Origin of the sequence: Nostoc flagelliforme FACHB-838 (genome assembly GCF_014698065.1) — a bacterium.
In the GTDB taxonomy this organism is placed as follows: domain Bacteria; phylum Cyanobacteriota; class Cyanobacteriia; order Cyanobacteriales; family Nostocaceae; genus Nostoc; species Nostoc flagelliforme_B.
On record NZ_JACJSI010000152.1, the window covers coordinates 1 to 14,483 of the forward strand.

The following is a 14,483-nucleotide window of genomic DNA, read 5'->3' on the forward strand; positions in this document are numbered from 1 at the left end:
TAGTTGAGGTTGATTTCGGTGAACAGCCAACACGCCGTATTATTCAAGGGATTTTTAGTCTCAAAGATAATTGGCTTTATGGGGTAGAGTGGCGCTCCCCAACTTTAGAAGAAATGTCTACCCAAAGCAGAACAATATGGCTTGCTGATGTTGATTTAGTCAGTGTTAGTGTATGAACAGTTGCCATTAAAGAGCAGTACCAAGTTAACTAACAATTTGGGTTATTAATCTCAAGTTACTGGTTTTATTAGCTACTTTTAATTATTTATCTAGGCATCATAAAAAATAGAAAGCTTTGATTAGTGCAAGTTTAAAACTTGATAAAGAAATTTAAGTTGTATTTGAGATAATGTTTTAGACAGTAAGGAAATAGCTGGCACTAAGGGTGAGGTTGCTAGAACCTTGAATGATCGCAATTAGTTCAGGACTAGTTTCATTCAGGAATAAGGCTGTACCTGTAGCCAAACCAGTTGGCGCTGCTCCCAAGCTATAGCTCGAGTTGGAGCCAGACAATTGCAGCGTATCTTCGGTGGCATTGAAATCAGCAATCAGAGCGTAGTCGCCCAGTCCCGAAGTACTAATATTGCTATCGCTGTAGAAGACACCGACAGTAATACCTAGCACAAACTGATCACTCCCAGCGCCGCCAGTCAAAAGGTCAACTTCAGCAATACCTCTTGTTGTTGTATCTGTTCCTGTAAGTATGTCGCCACCTTCATCTCCAAATAGGCGATCGCTCTCAGTGCCGCCGAAGGCAGAATCATTCCCACGTCCACCATAGAGAAGATCATTATTATCGTCCCCAAACACGGAATCGTCACCATCGCCACCTGTAATGTAGTCAATTCCTACATTACCACGGATGGTATCATTGGCTGCACCACCCGCTTGTGTGTCGTTGTTAGCAGTACCCAAAAGATTCAGAGCAACAATAGCCAAATTGCTTTTTGTGCTGGCATCGTTGTACCCAGTAAATTCAGCATTGACTATTGTATTCAAGTTCAAGAGAATACCGTTGGACTGGGTAAAACTATTGCCTTGGAGTAATTCTGTATAAAGGAAGGATATGGGCATAACCGTGATTGCCAGCAAAATTCCACTGTCCAGGCTGGAATAAGTCATTCCAGTTTGCATAAATATCTAAGGTAGCCAACTGAGAATCATAACCCAAAGATTCACTAGTATGTAAAGATACAACTCGATTAGCATCGCTTGGATCTAAGCGATCGCTTGCGGCTTTGTCTTCAAACTCAGGTCCTGCGGGGTCGAGTCCTACTATTTGAGCAAGAGAACGCCCTGTAGATTCACGGTAGGTTGAAGCAGTGAATCCAGCAATGTGCGCTCCCAGACTATGCCCGATCAGGTTGGTGTAAGTCGGATCTACACCATTATTTATTAAGTAGGTAGCTAGCTGATTGGCGACATCGCGTGTTCTGGCGGCGGAAGTGGGATACCACAGGGAACTAGCTCCTTCTTCCCAATCTAGAAGAATGATATTAGCATTTGACTCACGTTGCCGAATGGTTTGGGCTATATTTTCCATCCAGTCAGCGGCTTTGTAGTTATTGCCTGCATTGCCACCAGTGCTTTGATAGCCATGAATAACAATATAGGTTGGTGCCTCAGAAGTAATGTGCCCAGAACGGTTGATAGAACCGTTACCCCAAACATTAAAGTTGACTTCAACCATCTGAAAAATTCGGTAGTGGAAAATTTTTATTTCTTGAGGCGAAAATTATTTTTTACCCTGGCAGATTTCTAGGTGGGATTTCCCCTCCTTGATAAAACATCTAATCCGCCAGGAGAGTCCTTTTGTACTACTCTAGTTAGGGATATTACTTGTTGTTGAGAACCCTCTTGAGGTAAAACAGTATAGGACATGGTAACAATTGAAAAATATGTTATTTTATATCCCAAAAAATACATCTAATTTCTAATATTACTGGTGTCGATAAATTGAGAAATCAGTCTTTAGTCTCAAGTGGTTTCGGCCAAAGCAGAAAATTTCTGACAAATAAATCGTAAAACTTTTGACATTAAAAACTTTGGGTATACCTGAATGAAATGTAACCATCCAAGGGCGTAGGTTCTTTTAAAATAAAGAGAACTATTTGCGTTGAAGACAATTATTAATATCTGTGTTTGTCAATTTTCAGACTAAGTTATTAAGTAAAACTTTGCAGTTCTCTGTCAAAAAACATAATGCCCCCTTGGGCATTTGCTAAGTTGTTTTTCCAGGAATCAGAAAAATTTTTTACTTAGGCTTGTCTGTGAATTGGTTGTCAAAAGAGGCAAGGTTGTTCAAGTGCTATCTATTTTAGAATGCAGTTAAATTGCACCCTCATTTGTGAAATGCTGTAATAAGCGCAATATCTAGGGAGTGGATCTCCATGACATCAAAAGGTAGGAAGAAGACCTCACGGCGTGGTTTTATCCAAGGGGTAGCTATTAGTACAGCTGCTGTAGGTGCAGCAGAGTTACTAAAAAAAGAAGTGGCAGATGCTGCAAGTCCTGGGCAGGATCAGGCAATCCCTCTCCAAAGTACTGAATTTGATTTTATTCAGAAATCGGCTGCCCTAGAGCCAGATAAGATTATAGATAGCGCTTGTCAATTCTGCAATTCTCTGTGCCGATTGAAAGTTCATCTCAAAGACGGACGCATCATAGATGTGTTAGGTGAACCAAATGACCCAGTACAGGCTGGTGGGTTTTGTATCAAGGGGCCAATGATGACCCAGCTAGTCTACAATCGTTTTCGCTTGAAAAGCCCAATGAAGCGGGTTGGTGGAAACAAAGGTGACAGCAATTCTAAATTTGAGCCAATTTCTTGGGATGAAGCACTTTCAATTATAGCTAGCAAGTTTTTGGCACTCAGAGATGCAGGTCTTGCCAGAGCGATCGCCAACAAAACCTCTGGCAGACTCCCACGGGGGACAGGTTCTCTGGTCGGGCGCTACTTTAGTCTGCTGGGCAGTCCGAATAATACTGATGTTGGGCCTGTATGCAACGATGCAGGCGGCAATGCTTTGGCATGGACATTTGGCTTGGGTAATTTTACAAACGGTTACGGAATTGATGATGCGACTAAAAAAGAAGACTTGGGAAGTGCCAAATTCCTTCTATTTTTAGGTACGAATCAAGCGGAAACGCATCCTGTAACCTTTGCCTATCTTCTCAGAAGTCGTGTTCAGACCAAAGCCAAATTAGTAGTCATCGACCCGCGCTTGACTCCTACAGGAGCGCAAGCTGATGAGTGGATTGCACCGAAACCACACACTGACTTGGCCTTGGTTTTGGGAATGCTCTATCACATCGTGACTAACAACTTATACGATGCTGCTTTTGTAAAAAAGTGGGTACTGGGTTTTGATGAACTGAAAAATCACTTAAAAAGCTCTGGTTATACACCAGAGTGGGCAGCCAAAGTGACGGATGTTCCAGCATCAAAAATTAGGCTTCTAGCTGAGGCTTATGCCAAAACTAAGCCTGCCGCTATTTTCTGCAACGCTGGGATTTCTCATCAATTGGGGGCTTTTGACACTTACCGTTGTTTGACATTCCTAGCAGCAATTACAGGTAATATTGGTATTCCTGGTGGTGGTTGCAATTTCATGCACAATACCTGGCCGGGGGAATTGAAGTTGCCAGCGATTATTGGTAAAACACCTAGCAAAGATATTGCACTACCAGTTGGGCCAGATTATTTTGCAGAATCGATCATTTCAGGTGAACCTTATCAACTCAAAGCGATCGTTACTCAGGGGAATCCTCTGTTGGCTTGTTCAGACACAATTAAAGTACAACAGGCTTATCGGCAATTAGAATTTTATGTTTACACTGGATTGTTTATGGAAGAATCAGCCTACTATGCTGATATTATTTTGCCCGTAACCAGTGGTTTTGAAATGGAAACCGTTTATATGCGGCGGGATGATCGAGCAATCCGTTGGCAAGAACAAGTGGTTACTCCGGTGGGTGAGTCGAAACCAGATTGGCATATCTGGATTGATTTAGCACACGCCACAGCGAAATTAGACAAACGCAATCCGCCTGAATACTGGAGGGACAACTTTCCTGATTCTTGGAAAGACTATCGTCATCTGTGGGCAACTTTTGTAGCGAATACTCCAGCAATGGGAGGTATGACCCAACAGAGACTATCTCAAAGAACAGAACCCTTGCGTTGGCCTTGTCCCACAGTAGATCATCCTGGTGTGAGTACACTTTACCTAGATCATGCATCTTGGTATGAAGCCGCATCAGCTCTTAACCCTGATAATATTGGTAAGCGATTCCTAACTCCCAGTGGGAAAGTAGAAATTTATACTCCCCAATTGCAAAGTCGGCTAGCTGAGGCTGGACACTCTGCTCTACCAAGCTTCTATACCCATCCAGAGGTAATAGGTAAGCATCCTACCATTGAATACACATCTGAGTTGGTAAAAAATCCTGTGAATCCACAGGCACTGACTCAAAACATTAAATTAGGAAAAATCTCTTCTGGGAAAGTACACAAGCAGTACCCACTGATGGGAATAACTGGTAGATCGAGTGTAGTTCATTTCCACTCTGTAACTCACTGGACTTATACAGGCAAGCAAATGAATGGTGTTCGCTTAGTACAAATCCATCCAGAAGCAGCAAAAAAAGCAGGGATTAAAAATGGTGATGAAATCATAGTTGAAAGCCCCAGAGGAGCAATCACTGGCACTGCATTGCTTTGGTCAGGAATTCGAGAAGACACTATTTTTGTCCCTGGCTGGTTCGGGCCTGGGCAGAAAATGGCAGAAGAGTTTGGAACTCCCTACTATGAGTCAGTTAATATCTTGATAGATAAACAATATTATGACAATCTCTCAGGACAGCAAGCATTCAAATGTTTTGCCTGCCGAGTCAAAAAAGCATAAGGATTATTTGTTCTAAATGATAGCCTAGCGTAAAGCCAACTCTTAGAAACGCTACGCCTAGCTTGCTTCCCCGTATAAGTACGTTTAGAGCGAGTTAGAAGTGCAACTTTAACTTAAATAATTTTTGTCAGATGCAATAGTCCTACAAGCAAACATGAGTGTTAAAAGCAACTTAACCCAACATCTCTGATTTACTCTGCTTTGTTATTCTTATAAAATTAAAGAAAATTCTTTGATTTTGAGTATCTCCCCACTTATTCCAACCAAATATGTGTCTCAATGATATCGTGATTGCTCGTGCCAGCCTCAGCGATGTTACTGGAATTCTCAAGTTGGCGCAAGCCAATGACGCAGAACATGGTGGTATGTTGTTAGGTCATCTTGAGCCAGAGGCAGTGATGATGACCATATCTAAAATGCCTTGTGTTGTAGCCCACAAAGATGGACAAGTTGTAGGATTCTTACTCAGTTGGTCAAAGACAAGTGCTAATTTACCAATTATAGCGGTAATGTTACAAGCCTACGTTGGTACAAAAGATGCTTACTTATATGGCCCCATCTGTGTTGATGAAACTATGCGTGGGCAAGGTATCGCTGCGAAAATGTTTGCTAAATTGAAAGATTTTTTACCAGAGCGAGAAGGGATACTGTTCATCAAGGCAAACAACAAAGCATCACTTCAGGCACATCAAAAGATGGGTATGTGCAAGATGGCAGAGTTTATCTATCAAGGCACTGAATTTTTGGTATTTGCGTATAATAGCTAACTACTTGATGGGTTTGGGTCATTCGAGCGACGCGTAGCTTGCCGCCGTAGGCATCACTACTAGTAGTCTGCCAAGGTAACTTTGCTAAGTAAAACCTCTAATTGGTAAAATAGCCAAAAACGGGGTATAACATGGCGAAAAAGTACATTGTTGACTTGGATGAAGGTGAAGTTTCTCAACTGCAATCGATAATTAAGAAATAACTTCTGAGATTGCCGCTTGGGAGAAACAACGTAATCAGCAAAACGCCAGTGTCTATTGGGGTTTCCAAACCAAAGATGCTCGCCGAAAAATGCAGCGTTTATATCCGAATTTAACGTAGCAAAGTTAGCTTGGCAGACTACTAGCGCTCAGGGCGTAATCCCAAAACCAATAAGCCAACGACTATTCCAGCTACTAGAGTTCTTGGATTTTGTGCTTGTTGCAGTTCAAAGAAAAAATAGCACCATAGATGCATTGGCTTTATCACTAGCAATCCAATCACTGCAAAGCCGTGACCCTCGCTCTTATAAAGACAGGATATGGCAACGGTAGGGAGAATGTGAGTGTTGGATTGCAGATGTAAAAAAGCGCGATCACTTGCCATTTGAGTCAAAGCCGTAGCCAATCGGCTCCTTGATTGAACCTTCCAATGTATTCTCCAGTTTTATTGCAAAAACGAAAAACGATTGACGTAAATTTTGTTTTTTTGATGGCTAGAAGTTGTATTGCGCGTGTTGAGTCGTGAATTAATGTCGTTAGGGGACACAAGCATATTCAACCATGTTGATCAGTTCGCCGTGAATCCGCCATCTATAACCAGAGATTGTCCAGTAATGTAGCTAGCAGCATCAGAGCATAGAAAAACCACAGCTTGAGCGATTTCTTCTGCCTGACCCATGCGCCCCATTGGAACCGTAGACGCTAAATCATCTGTGGTGCTGCCTACTTGGCCAACAAGGCGATCAATCATATCAGTCGCAATCAAGCCAGGATTAATCGCATTGATCCGAATATCCTGTTTGGCATAGTCGAGCGCTGCCGAGCGCGTCAATCCCATAACAGCATGTTTACTTGCGATGTAAGGAGATACTCCTGGAAACGCAATTAACCCTCCCATTGAGGAGTTGTTGACAATTACCCCAACTCCTTGAGACAGCATTTGCCTAATTTCATATTTCATGCACAAAAATAGTCCCCGCACGTTGATCGCCATAAGTTTGTCAAAGTCCTCGATTGAGTGTTCGTGAAGGGGTTTTAGAGGTGCCTCTATGCCTGCATTATTAAATGCACAATCGAGTCGTCCGTAAGTATAGATCGTCTTCTGCACTAATGCTTTGACATCTTCCTCACTCGATACATCTGAACGTACAAATAAACATTCAGCGCCAGCATTACGCATGAGCGCAGCGGTTGCCTCTCCTTCTGGCTCGCGTCTGCCTGAAAAAACGACTTTTGCACCTGCCCTTCCCAGTGCTAGAGCAGTCGCTTTCCCGATTCCTGATGTGGCTCCAGTGACTAAAGCTACTTTGTTCTCAAGTGTGATCATACTTACCTCTGCTTCAGAGTTGGTGCGAATAAAATTTATCAGGCGCACCCCAGCGCGGGGTGCCGAAGGTCATCTTGTCCAGGGCAATCGAGCGGTTCGTTCATAATGCGCTTGACATGAACACTCGTGAAACGGTTGATGCGAATCAATGAAGGTCATCTTTGAAAAATATAATCGTTTCGAGATTACCGCTTCGTTAAGCCTAAACCGAAAAACTGTAAACTTTGCTCAATATAATGTGTCGAAAATTCGGCGGCTCTCATCTTTTCTTGCGCCCCAGCCCCAGTCCTCGCCGAAAGTCATTGTGCCGAGGCAAATTTCCGACACCCGCAATCCGCTTTTTCCCAGTAATTTGTATTTCATAGATTTTTTAATGATTGAGCGCTTTCATTTGTTGTTCAGCATAGCGGGACCCAGCGGTAATTCCTTTGGGAGCAACCGCTTCAATCCGGCTCAAATCTTCAGGAGTCAGCATGATTTCAGTCGCAGCAGTGTTTTCTTCCAGGTACTTCCGCCGCTTCGTACCTGGAATCGGCACAATGTCATCGCCCTGAGCCAGTAGCCACGCTAAGGCAAGTTGACCGGGTGTCACGCCTTTTTCTTCAGCGATCGCTTTGACCTGTTCTACCAGTTGCAGATTCTTGTAGAAATTCTCACCCTGAAATCGCGGTGCATTTCTGCGATAGTCATCTTGGGCGAAATCTTCTGGGCTGGTGAACTGTCCTGAGAGAAATCCACGACCAAGGGGGCTATAAGCCACGTAGCCAATGCCTAACTCGCGTACAGTCGGCAAAATCTCATCTTCTGGGTCACGGCTCCACAGAGAGTATTCCGTTTGCAGCGCAGTAATCGGGTGAACTGTATGTGCCCGTCGAATTGTGCTAGGAGCCGCTTCGGACATACCGAGATAGCGGACTTTGCCCTGCTGCACCAGTTCTGACATTGCCCTGATAGTCTCTTCGATCGGCACTGTTGGATCAACGCGATGCTGATAGTAAAGGTCAATCACATCAACTCCCAAGCGTTGTAATGAAGCATCACACGCTTGATACACATATTCGGGCTTACCACTCACACCCAGCCAACCTCCCTCTTCGGTTCGGACGTTACCAAATTTTGTAGCTAAAACAACCTGATCCCGATGATCGCGGATTGCTCTGCCTACCAATTGCTCATTTGTAAAGGGGCCATACATATCAGCCGTATCTAGCAGCGTGACACCGAGTTCTAAAGCGCGGTGAATTGTGGCGATCGATTCTTGCTCATCGCGTCCCGCATAAAACTCAGACATACCCATGCAGCCTAGCCCTAATTCTGAAACTATCAGTTCTTTGCCGAGTTGACGTGTTTTCATTAAAGTTCTCCTGATTTAACTTTCGATTTTCAGTCTTAGGGAGATCCAATAAATAAATCAGCCCAGCCGTCGCTTTCGCCTTGAGGGCGAAAGCGCCGAGATATCTAGGCGCAAGCCAAAAATATTATTGATACGGCTGGGCTGATTTATTCGTGTCTTGTGCCTTATCTTGCGGCATGGTTTCATCGTAGGTTTGATCAGCTTTTGTATAAATACACAAACCTTGCAGATGATTGCCTAATCCTCTCAAGTAAGGCTTGGTCAGGAGAAATATTTTTTATAATGAGCAGATTATAAGGGTTACATTAGTTAGGAATTCAGTATGAGGATTGAGACACCTGATCACGAGGCAGTGAGCGGCAAGTGTGGAGAACTGGCGGCATTAGTTGATCGGCATACTGACGGCAAGGGAAATGGTGCCCATGCCACCGCAATCGATTCCTTAGGGTTCATGCGGGAATGTGAGCCTGACACCGCAATCAGAGGTGTCAGCGAACCGCTTCTGGCTATTGTGTTGCAGGGCAAAAAAGCAGTATTGCTGAATGAGGAAACCTATCAGTACGGCGTTGCTCAGTATCTGGTTGTGTCGGTGGATTTGCCTTTAGGTGGATGTGCGGTAGAGGCGACACCCGAGCAACCCTATCTAGGATTTAAGCTGAAGCTAGACCCAGCCCAACTTTGTGAGATCATTGCTCAAACCAACCCTAGTATCAATAAGCAAGAATCAGTCAGAGGCTGGTTCATCAGCGATGCCTCGCCACCCTTGATTGATTGCGCCCTCCGGCTGACAAAGCTTCTAGACGCCCCACAGGATATTCCCTTCCTAGCACCGATGATCTCATCCGCGAAATCTATTACCGTCTTCTAATGGGTGAACAAGGGGAAGCGGTTCGTCAGATTGCTACATCTGGCAGTACCATGCAGCGAATTGCTGAGGTGATCAAATGGATCAAAGCTGATTTTATAAAACCGCTGCGAGTTGAGGATCTGGCTCTTGCAGCTAATATGTCTCCTTCCTCGTTCCACCGCCACTTTAAAGCAGTTACCTCCATGAGTCCGTTGCAGTATCAAAAACAATTAAGGCTATTGACAGCACGTCAGATGCTGCTTACCGAGAATGTTGATGCGACTAATACTGCCTATAATGTGGGGTATGAAAGCCCTTCACAGTTCAACCGCGAATATGCGCGTATGTTTGGCGCGCCGCCAATTCGAGACATTGAACGTTTACGGACAGCTTGAGCGGAGGATGTAACAAATAGCATGACGTTCACTTCTGAAGTTACCAGTTTGGATGACGCGAGCAACGTTGTTCGTGCGGCGCGATTCTCTCTAATGAAGGCAATGCACGAAATTAATATTTACAGGAGTCAAAACTATGGCTAAGGTGACAATTTCCGTTGGGTTAACTGATGCAGAAATCAAAGCTTTATCGGCAATGCAGATTTCCGAAAATGAGTCATTAAATCATACAGCGACAAGATTGCTCCAGGGAATCCTGGGTCAGACAAAAGCTGGGCTGGCGTTATCTAATGGTGATGAGATTAAGGAAATAGTTAAACAGGAAGTAAATGCTTCTTCTGCGTCTACACCTGATGGGGAAGAGATAAAACAGGTGATTAGGCAAGAATTAGCCCAAGCGATCGCTCAGATAAAAGGCTTAATAGAAAAGGGTTCGGGTGAAGTTGCCCTACAAACGCAAGAGGCTGCTTCTGTTGAGCAGCAAATTATACCAGATTATTCAGCAATACGCGAAAATATCCTTTCCCAATTGAAAACAGGTAAGCAGTCAGCAGCCAAGGCAATTGACGCTTTTATGGAGTCACTGGGTGGTGTAAAGGAGCAACAACAGCCAGCAACAGTCGAATTAGATGTGGTGAGTTCGCCCATAGAGAGCAACCTAAATCGAGTGATTCAAAATTGCCAAGATTGAGTTTCCCGGAGTAGCTAACAGGTACAGTTGTGAATTTCATAAGATGTCGGGTTTGGTATATATTAGTTGTCAATTTTATTCGCTAGTATCAACCATCTCAAAGCTGAGTCTTTTACATAAATCGCTAGCTTTTACACCAGTAATTCCTGGTTGAATTTCAGTAAATAATTCTTCTATGATTGAATGAAATACAGGGTCTTCATCATTGATTTCTACTTCAATCAAACCTGCATTATTCGATATAACAGTTGCCCAACTTGGCAAAGATTGAGGAATACTTGTTGCATAGAATTTCATAATTCTGATTCCTGATTAAACTTGACCTCAACAATTTCTTCTACACACCCCATTGCCTCGCCCAAGTAGTGCAGAACATCGCCCAAATGAGTCGCTGCTTCTGGGTCAATCTTCTTTTCAGCAATCAACAAAAGCCAATTTTCGTTTTGGGCAATCGCCTGAATCTTCAGATAGCACGAATTGAACTGGTTTAGTATTTCTATCGGTTCCATTGGTTTATCCGATGAGTTGTGTTGTTCTATTTGGATAAAATTTAAGTTTGCTCCTTCCTAATAGGTGGGTCTATCCTGCCCACCCGTTTCCTTACACTGCAACCAAATACTTCGCTTGTGGAACGTATTTCTTTAACCGTTCCCATTCGTCACTCGTCAGTGCATCAAACTCTTTATCGAGTAATTCTTCTTCTGTGGGCGATTGTTCTGTAGCCGTTGTTGATACCCTTGCCACCTTCATGAAGTCGTCTAGCCCCACTGCTGCATCAACCGGCTCGGCGTATCCAAGAGAATCCACTCCGTTAGACCAGTGGGTGATGTGTTGAAATATCACGCCAATCATTGAATGAGCCTTGTATACTCGATAATTCCTGGGGCAAGCTCCGTTAACATAAACCAGATTGTATCCAAGGATTTCCATGACCTCTGCGCTGGGGTCGGTTGGAGGCAGGAGTATTTTCTCTCTTGGATCATCCGATTGGGCTTTTTGAAAAGAAAATGTAGTAATCATAGTCTGTGTGCCATGATTTGAATTGTCATAAATTTTGTGTAAAAGCGATTGCATTTCTCTTGAGGGAGCAATCGCCTTTCTCACTTCCACGGCTAGGGATTCCTTACCCATCTGCATTCGCATCTGTAGCAGGTAGAAGAATTTTCTTAGTCACCTACTTGAAGTGCAGTGTTACTTGCTGTACTTTGTGTCATGATTATATTTATTCGAGATTAAACTCGTTGGCGATTGCAATTCTTTTGGTGTGCAATCGCCCTTTCTACCTTCAGCAACTAAGCCGCTACTGCCGCTCGGACTCCTAACGAGGCAATCACTTGTTCGGCACTAGCAGCCACGCGATTGACTCCGTACTGTCTTGGTCTTGCGTACCAGCTTTGTTGATTGCACCCGACGAAGCCGACAAAGCGCCCGTCTTGGTAGAGTTTGGTGCTAAAAGATAGCCAGTTAATCTCACCGTGGTACAGACCAAAAACAGTGCAAGCTTCCTCCAATTCATTGCTCAATCGTTCGTTCCGTTCCCGTGGTGTTTCTGGTAGAGTCGCTTTTACCTGCGCCACTCTCGTAGCGAACCAGTCTCTATCGAAGGGAAGCCGTCCGCCACCGACTAACTGCACCCATACCGTAATCCCGCCTTCGATCCAGATGGTGCGGATTGATTCGGGTTGGACTTCGATAATCTCGCCAATGATGCGGCGATCTCTGCTGGTGAGAGGGTTTTGGGTTGGGGCTACAGCTTCGGCTTGGGATTCGAGGTGGCTGTATAGTTCTGCTTGAGCGAGGGCTTGCTCGTCACGAGAAGAAGTAGGAATTGCTTGCTGTGTATGTGTTGCATAGTTCATAATGGAAATCTCCTTAATCGGGGAAAAGGCGATCGCTGAGTTTTGCAGACAGTAGCGGTCGTCTTTGTTATGTGTGCAAACGACGTTGTGGTTTAGCACAACGCTCTCAAACTTGATTTGGCGTAGCCATCAAAGCTAGTTGCTAAGAGCATTATCAAGACAGTAGACGGCAGCATCGGGGGATGTGTAAGGAAGTGCTGTGTTCGCAAGAGGACACTCTACTAAATTCAGCTTTGCTGTAAAATCTTTGATTTCTAGACGAATGGCACTAAATAACCAGTTTTTTAAGACTTGGTAGGTCATCGAGATCATCTTCGTTGGCTTGAGCATTACAAGTTTGGCTTCCGGCTGCTAGTCCCGGTGGCACTTGGTTTTGTGGTTGATTGAAATTAGTTAAGTTTGGTAATTTGCAAACCCTTTTTGCGTTCGGGTGCAGGCGGTTTGCTTGCCGTTACCCTTCTATTTATAAATATACGTGAGTCGTATATTTTATTAACATCTTACGAATATTTTTAGTAGTTTCAGTTATTTTAATAGTAGTCTTATGTATAATAAGGCTGTAGGCGCTAAAAGAAGATTAATCGTTTTTCCACTATGAATATTAGGATTGTGGAGTAATGACGATGGATAAAAGAGTGATTCGCTGGAAGCTGAATGAAATCATGGCCCAAAAAAGAGTCAGAAATAAAGACCTGGCCGAAGGTATCGGCATCACGGAAACTTCTGTTTACAGGTTACGGAAAACTGATACCATGCCTCGGATGTCACCTGAGCGGCTAAACGATATTTGTCAATTTCTTGATTGTCAACCTGGAGACTTACTGATTTATATCCCAGATACCGATGCAGAGATGGTGGAAAAAAATCAACAGAAACTAAGTAAGCGAATCGCTACAACAAAACACCAACTTCCTAAAACTGACGAAGAGGTAACTGAAGATATAGCAGCCTGAAGCGATCGCCCGCCGCCAAGCAACGCGATCGCTTTAATAACTAAACCGCTAAAACAGAGGAATAGTCATGTCTAATTTATCATTTAGCCAGCAATTGGCATTGACAATTTACCAATCTCAGGAAATATTTCCGGTAGACTTAGATGATGCCTGGGTTTGGCTGGGATATTCTACGAAGCAAAAAGCTGAAAAAAAGCTAAAAAGCAATTTTGAAGAAGGTATAGACTTCTTAGCCAAAGGGTTAAAAACCTCTACTGGTGGTCGTCCTAGCCAATTAGTCATGCTATCAGTTGATTGCTTTAAGTCTCTTGGCATGATGGCGGGTACTGAGCAAGGCAAGGTCGTTCGCAAATATTTCTTGGAATGTGAGCGTATCGCTAAAGCTTCAAATATTCTGCAACCAGCAATGACCCAGATTCAAATCCTTGCTGCACTCGCCCAACAGATGGCAGAACAAGAGCAAAGGCTATTGGAACAAGAACGCCGTCAAAACGAAGTGCTGGCAAGACTAAAAGCGGTGGAAGTTGAGCAAGATCGGTTTAATAGCCCATGTGGTCACAAGTACAGCGTTATGGGTTTTGCTAAACTTCGAGGACTTGAGATATCACTCTCACAAGCCGGCAGCAAGGGAAAGAAAGCCAGTGCGTTATGCCGCAAGCAGGGGGTAGAAGTAGAACAGATACATGACCCAAGGTTCGGCTATGTGGGTTTATACCCTGAAAGTATTTTAGATCAAGTCTTTTCCAGCAATTCAAAAGATAAAGCGATCGCTCGGCACTAAGGAACGTGCGAAGTAGTTTTTAAGGAAGCATATTCACAAATAGTTCAGGGTTCTAAATCGGTGGAGTGTTAAGTCCGCAGCGTCAATATTTTCATGCTCAAAACCCAATAAAGGATGAGAACAAGACATAGAGGGGAAAATGAGTAATTCTGTTGTAAGCAATCGCAGTGATTTTGCAATAGTCGTTCCATCGTTTCTAGACGACTATGGGCTTAATCCTCAAGAATATCGTTTATATGGGCACATAGTTAGACGAGCCGGAAAAGACGGATGTTTTGAATCAATTCGTAACATGGCAGCAATCTGTTTAATGAATGAAAAGACTGTCAGGAAAACCCTACAAATCTTGATTGCGGCTAGGTTTATCAAAATAGCCCAAGAACGAAAAGGGAAAACCACAA

At 43.7% G+C, this 14,483-nt stretch carries 19 protein-coding genes and 1 pseudogene; 9 read left to right on the forward strand and 11 right to left on the reverse strand.

From position 1 onward, the window contains the following. A partial coding sequence (locus H6G97_RS33925) for a DUF1392 family protein (protein ID WP_190944815.1) occupies positions 1 to 176 on the forward strand: 176 nt, incomplete at its 5' end. A 178-nt stretch (positions 177 to 354) separates the two neighbouring features. Here the strand turns inward: H6G97_RS33925 and H6G97_RS33930 are convergent. Both H6G97_RS33930 and H6G97_RS33935 read right to left on the reverse strand, forming a co-directional pair. Further along, a complete protein-coding gene (locus H6G97_RS33930) occupies positions 355 to 1,074 on the reverse strand; it encodes a calcium-binding protein (protein ID WP_190944816.1) in 720 nt (239 codons plus the stop codon). Further along, entirely contained in the window at positions 1,031 to 1,690 is a 660-nt protein-coding gene (locus H6G97_RS33935) for an alpha/beta hydrolase family protein (RefSeq protein WP_190944817.1), read from the reverse strand. The genes H6G97_RS33930 and H6G97_RS33935 overlap by 44 nt, the downstream gene beginning before the upstream one ends. 700 nt (positions 1,691 to 2,390) lie before the next feature. Here H6G97_RS33935 and H6G97_RS33940 point away from each other — a divergent pair. Next, a complete protein-coding gene (locus H6G97_RS33940) occupies positions 2,391 to 4,907 on the forward strand; it encodes a molybdopterin-containing oxidoreductase family protein (protein WP_190944818.1) in 2,517 nt (838 codons plus the stop codon). Between the two features lie 269 nt (positions 4,908 to 5,176). Then, on the forward strand, positions 5,177 to 5,674 hold the full coding sequence (locus H6G97_RS33945) for a GNAT family N-acetyltransferase (RefSeq protein ID WP_190944819.1): 498 nt from the start codon (positions 5,177 to 5,179) through the stop codon (positions 5,672 to 5,674). 343 nt (positions 5,675 to 6,017) lie between these two features. Here the strand turns inward: H6G97_RS33945 and H6G97_RS33950 are convergent, their stop codons facing one another. The 4 genes and pseudogenes from H6G97_RS33950 to H6G97_RS33960 all read right to left on the reverse strand — a co-directional run bounded on the left by H6G97_RS33950 (position 6,018) and on the right by H6G97_RS33960 (position 8,556). Next, the gene (locus H6G97_RS33950) at positions 6,018 to 6,281 is read right to left on the reverse strand and encodes a hypothetical protein (RefSeq protein WP_190944820.1); all 264 of its coding nucleotides are present in this window, start codon (positions 6,279 to 6,281) and stop codon (positions 6,018 to 6,020) included. Positions 6,282 to 6,443: 162 nt separating this feature from the next. Continuing rightward, the gene (locus H6G97_RS33955; protein ID WP_190944821.1) at positions 6,444 to 7,202 is read right to left on the reverse strand and encodes an SDR family oxidoreductase; all 759 of its coding nucleotides are present in this window, start codon (positions 7,200 to 7,202) and stop codon (positions 6,444 to 6,446) included. Between the two features lie 237 nt (positions 7,203 to 7,439). Then, positions 7,440 to 7,565: pseudogene (locus tag H6G97_RS53255) on the reverse strand (aldo/keto reductase); the annotation flags it as partial. A gap of 7 nt (positions 7,566 to 7,572) precedes the next feature. Next, entirely contained in the window at positions 7,573 to 8,556 is a 984-nt protein-coding gene (locus H6G97_RS33960; protein ID WP_190944822.1) for an aldo/keto reductase, read from the reverse strand. A gap of 352 nt (positions 8,557 to 8,908) precedes the next feature. Here H6G97_RS33960 and H6G97_RS53260 point away from each other — a divergent pair, with 352 nt between their 5' ends. The 3 genes from H6G97_RS53260 to H6G97_RS33970 all read left to right on the forward strand — a co-directional run bounded on the left by H6G97_RS53260 (position 8,909) and on the right by H6G97_RS33970 (position 10,489). After that, complete coding sequence (locus H6G97_RS53260) at positions 8,909 to 9,424, forward strand: AraC family transcriptional regulator (protein ID WP_338421897.1); 516 nt, start codon at positions 8,909 to 8,911, stop codon at positions 9,422 to 9,424. Continuing rightward, positions 9,424 to 9,798: a helix-turn-helix domain-containing protein gene (locus H6G97_RS53265; RefSeq protein WP_242055582.1), complete on the forward strand. Its 375-nt coding sequence runs from the start codon at positions 9,424 to 9,426 to the stop codon at positions 9,796 to 9,798. The genes H6G97_RS53260 and H6G97_RS53265 overlap by 1 nt, the downstream gene beginning before the upstream one ends. 136 nt (positions 9,799 to 9,934) lie before the next feature. Beyond that, on the forward strand, positions 9,935 to 10,489 hold the full coding sequence (locus H6G97_RS33970) for a hypothetical protein (RefSeq protein WP_190944823.1): 555 nt from the start codon (positions 9,935 to 9,937) through the stop codon (positions 10,487 to 10,489). A 75-nt stretch (positions 10,490 to 10,564) separates the two neighbouring features. On the opposite strand, the gene H6G97_RS33975 is transcribed toward H6G97_RS33970, so the two are convergent. The 5 genes from H6G97_RS33975 to H6G97_RS33995 form a co-directional block, all read right to left on the reverse strand. Then, positions 10,565 to 10,786 (reverse strand): hypothetical protein, encoded by a 222-nt coding sequence (locus H6G97_RS33975; protein ID WP_190944824.1) that lies wholly within the window; start codon positions 10,784 to 10,786, stop codon positions 10,565 to 10,567. Next, entirely contained in the window at positions 10,783 to 10,998 is a 216-nt protein-coding gene (locus H6G97_RS33980) for a hypothetical protein (RefSeq protein WP_190944825.1), read from the reverse strand. The genes H6G97_RS33975 and H6G97_RS33980 overlap by 4 nt, the downstream gene beginning before the upstream one ends. Positions 10,999 to 11,089: 91 nt before the next feature. Next, positions 11,090 to 11,620, reverse strand: coding sequence for a hypothetical protein (locus tag H6G97_RS33985; RefSeq protein WP_242055583.1), 531 nt, complete (start codon positions 11,618 to 11,620; stop codon positions 11,090 to 11,092). A gap of 161 nt (positions 11,621 to 11,781) precedes the next feature. After that, entirely contained in the window at positions 11,782 to 12,348 is a 567-nt protein-coding gene (locus tag H6G97_RS33990) for a hypothetical protein (protein WP_190944827.1), read from the reverse strand. A gap of 135 nt (positions 12,349 to 12,483) precedes the next feature. After that, positions 12,484 to 12,651: a hypothetical protein gene (locus H6G97_RS33995; RefSeq protein WP_190944828.1), complete on the reverse strand. Its 168-nt coding sequence runs from the start codon at positions 12,649 to 12,651 to the stop codon at positions 12,484 to 12,486. 314 nt (positions 12,652 to 12,965) lie between these two features. Here H6G97_RS33995 and H6G97_RS34000 point away from each other — a divergent pair, with 314 nt between their 5' ends. The 3 genes from H6G97_RS34000 to H6G97_RS34010 all read left to right on the forward strand — a co-directional run. Next, positions 12,966 to 13,301: a helix-turn-helix domain-containing protein gene (locus tag H6G97_RS34000; protein WP_190944829.1), complete on the forward strand. Its 336-nt coding sequence runs from the start codon at positions 12,966 to 12,968 to the stop codon at positions 13,299 to 13,301. Positions 13,302 to 13,368: 67 nt separating this feature from the next. Then, positions 13,369 to 14,082 (forward strand): hypothetical protein, encoded by a 714-nt coding sequence (locus tag H6G97_RS34005; protein ID WP_199349839.1) that lies wholly within the window; start codon positions 13,369 to 13,371, stop codon positions 14,080 to 14,082. Between the two features lie 139 nt (positions 14,083 to 14,221). Beyond that, positions 14,222 to 14,483 (forward strand): helix-turn-helix domain-containing protein (locus tag H6G97_RS34010; protein ID WP_190944830.1); only part of this gene is annotated, 262 nt, incomplete at its 3' end.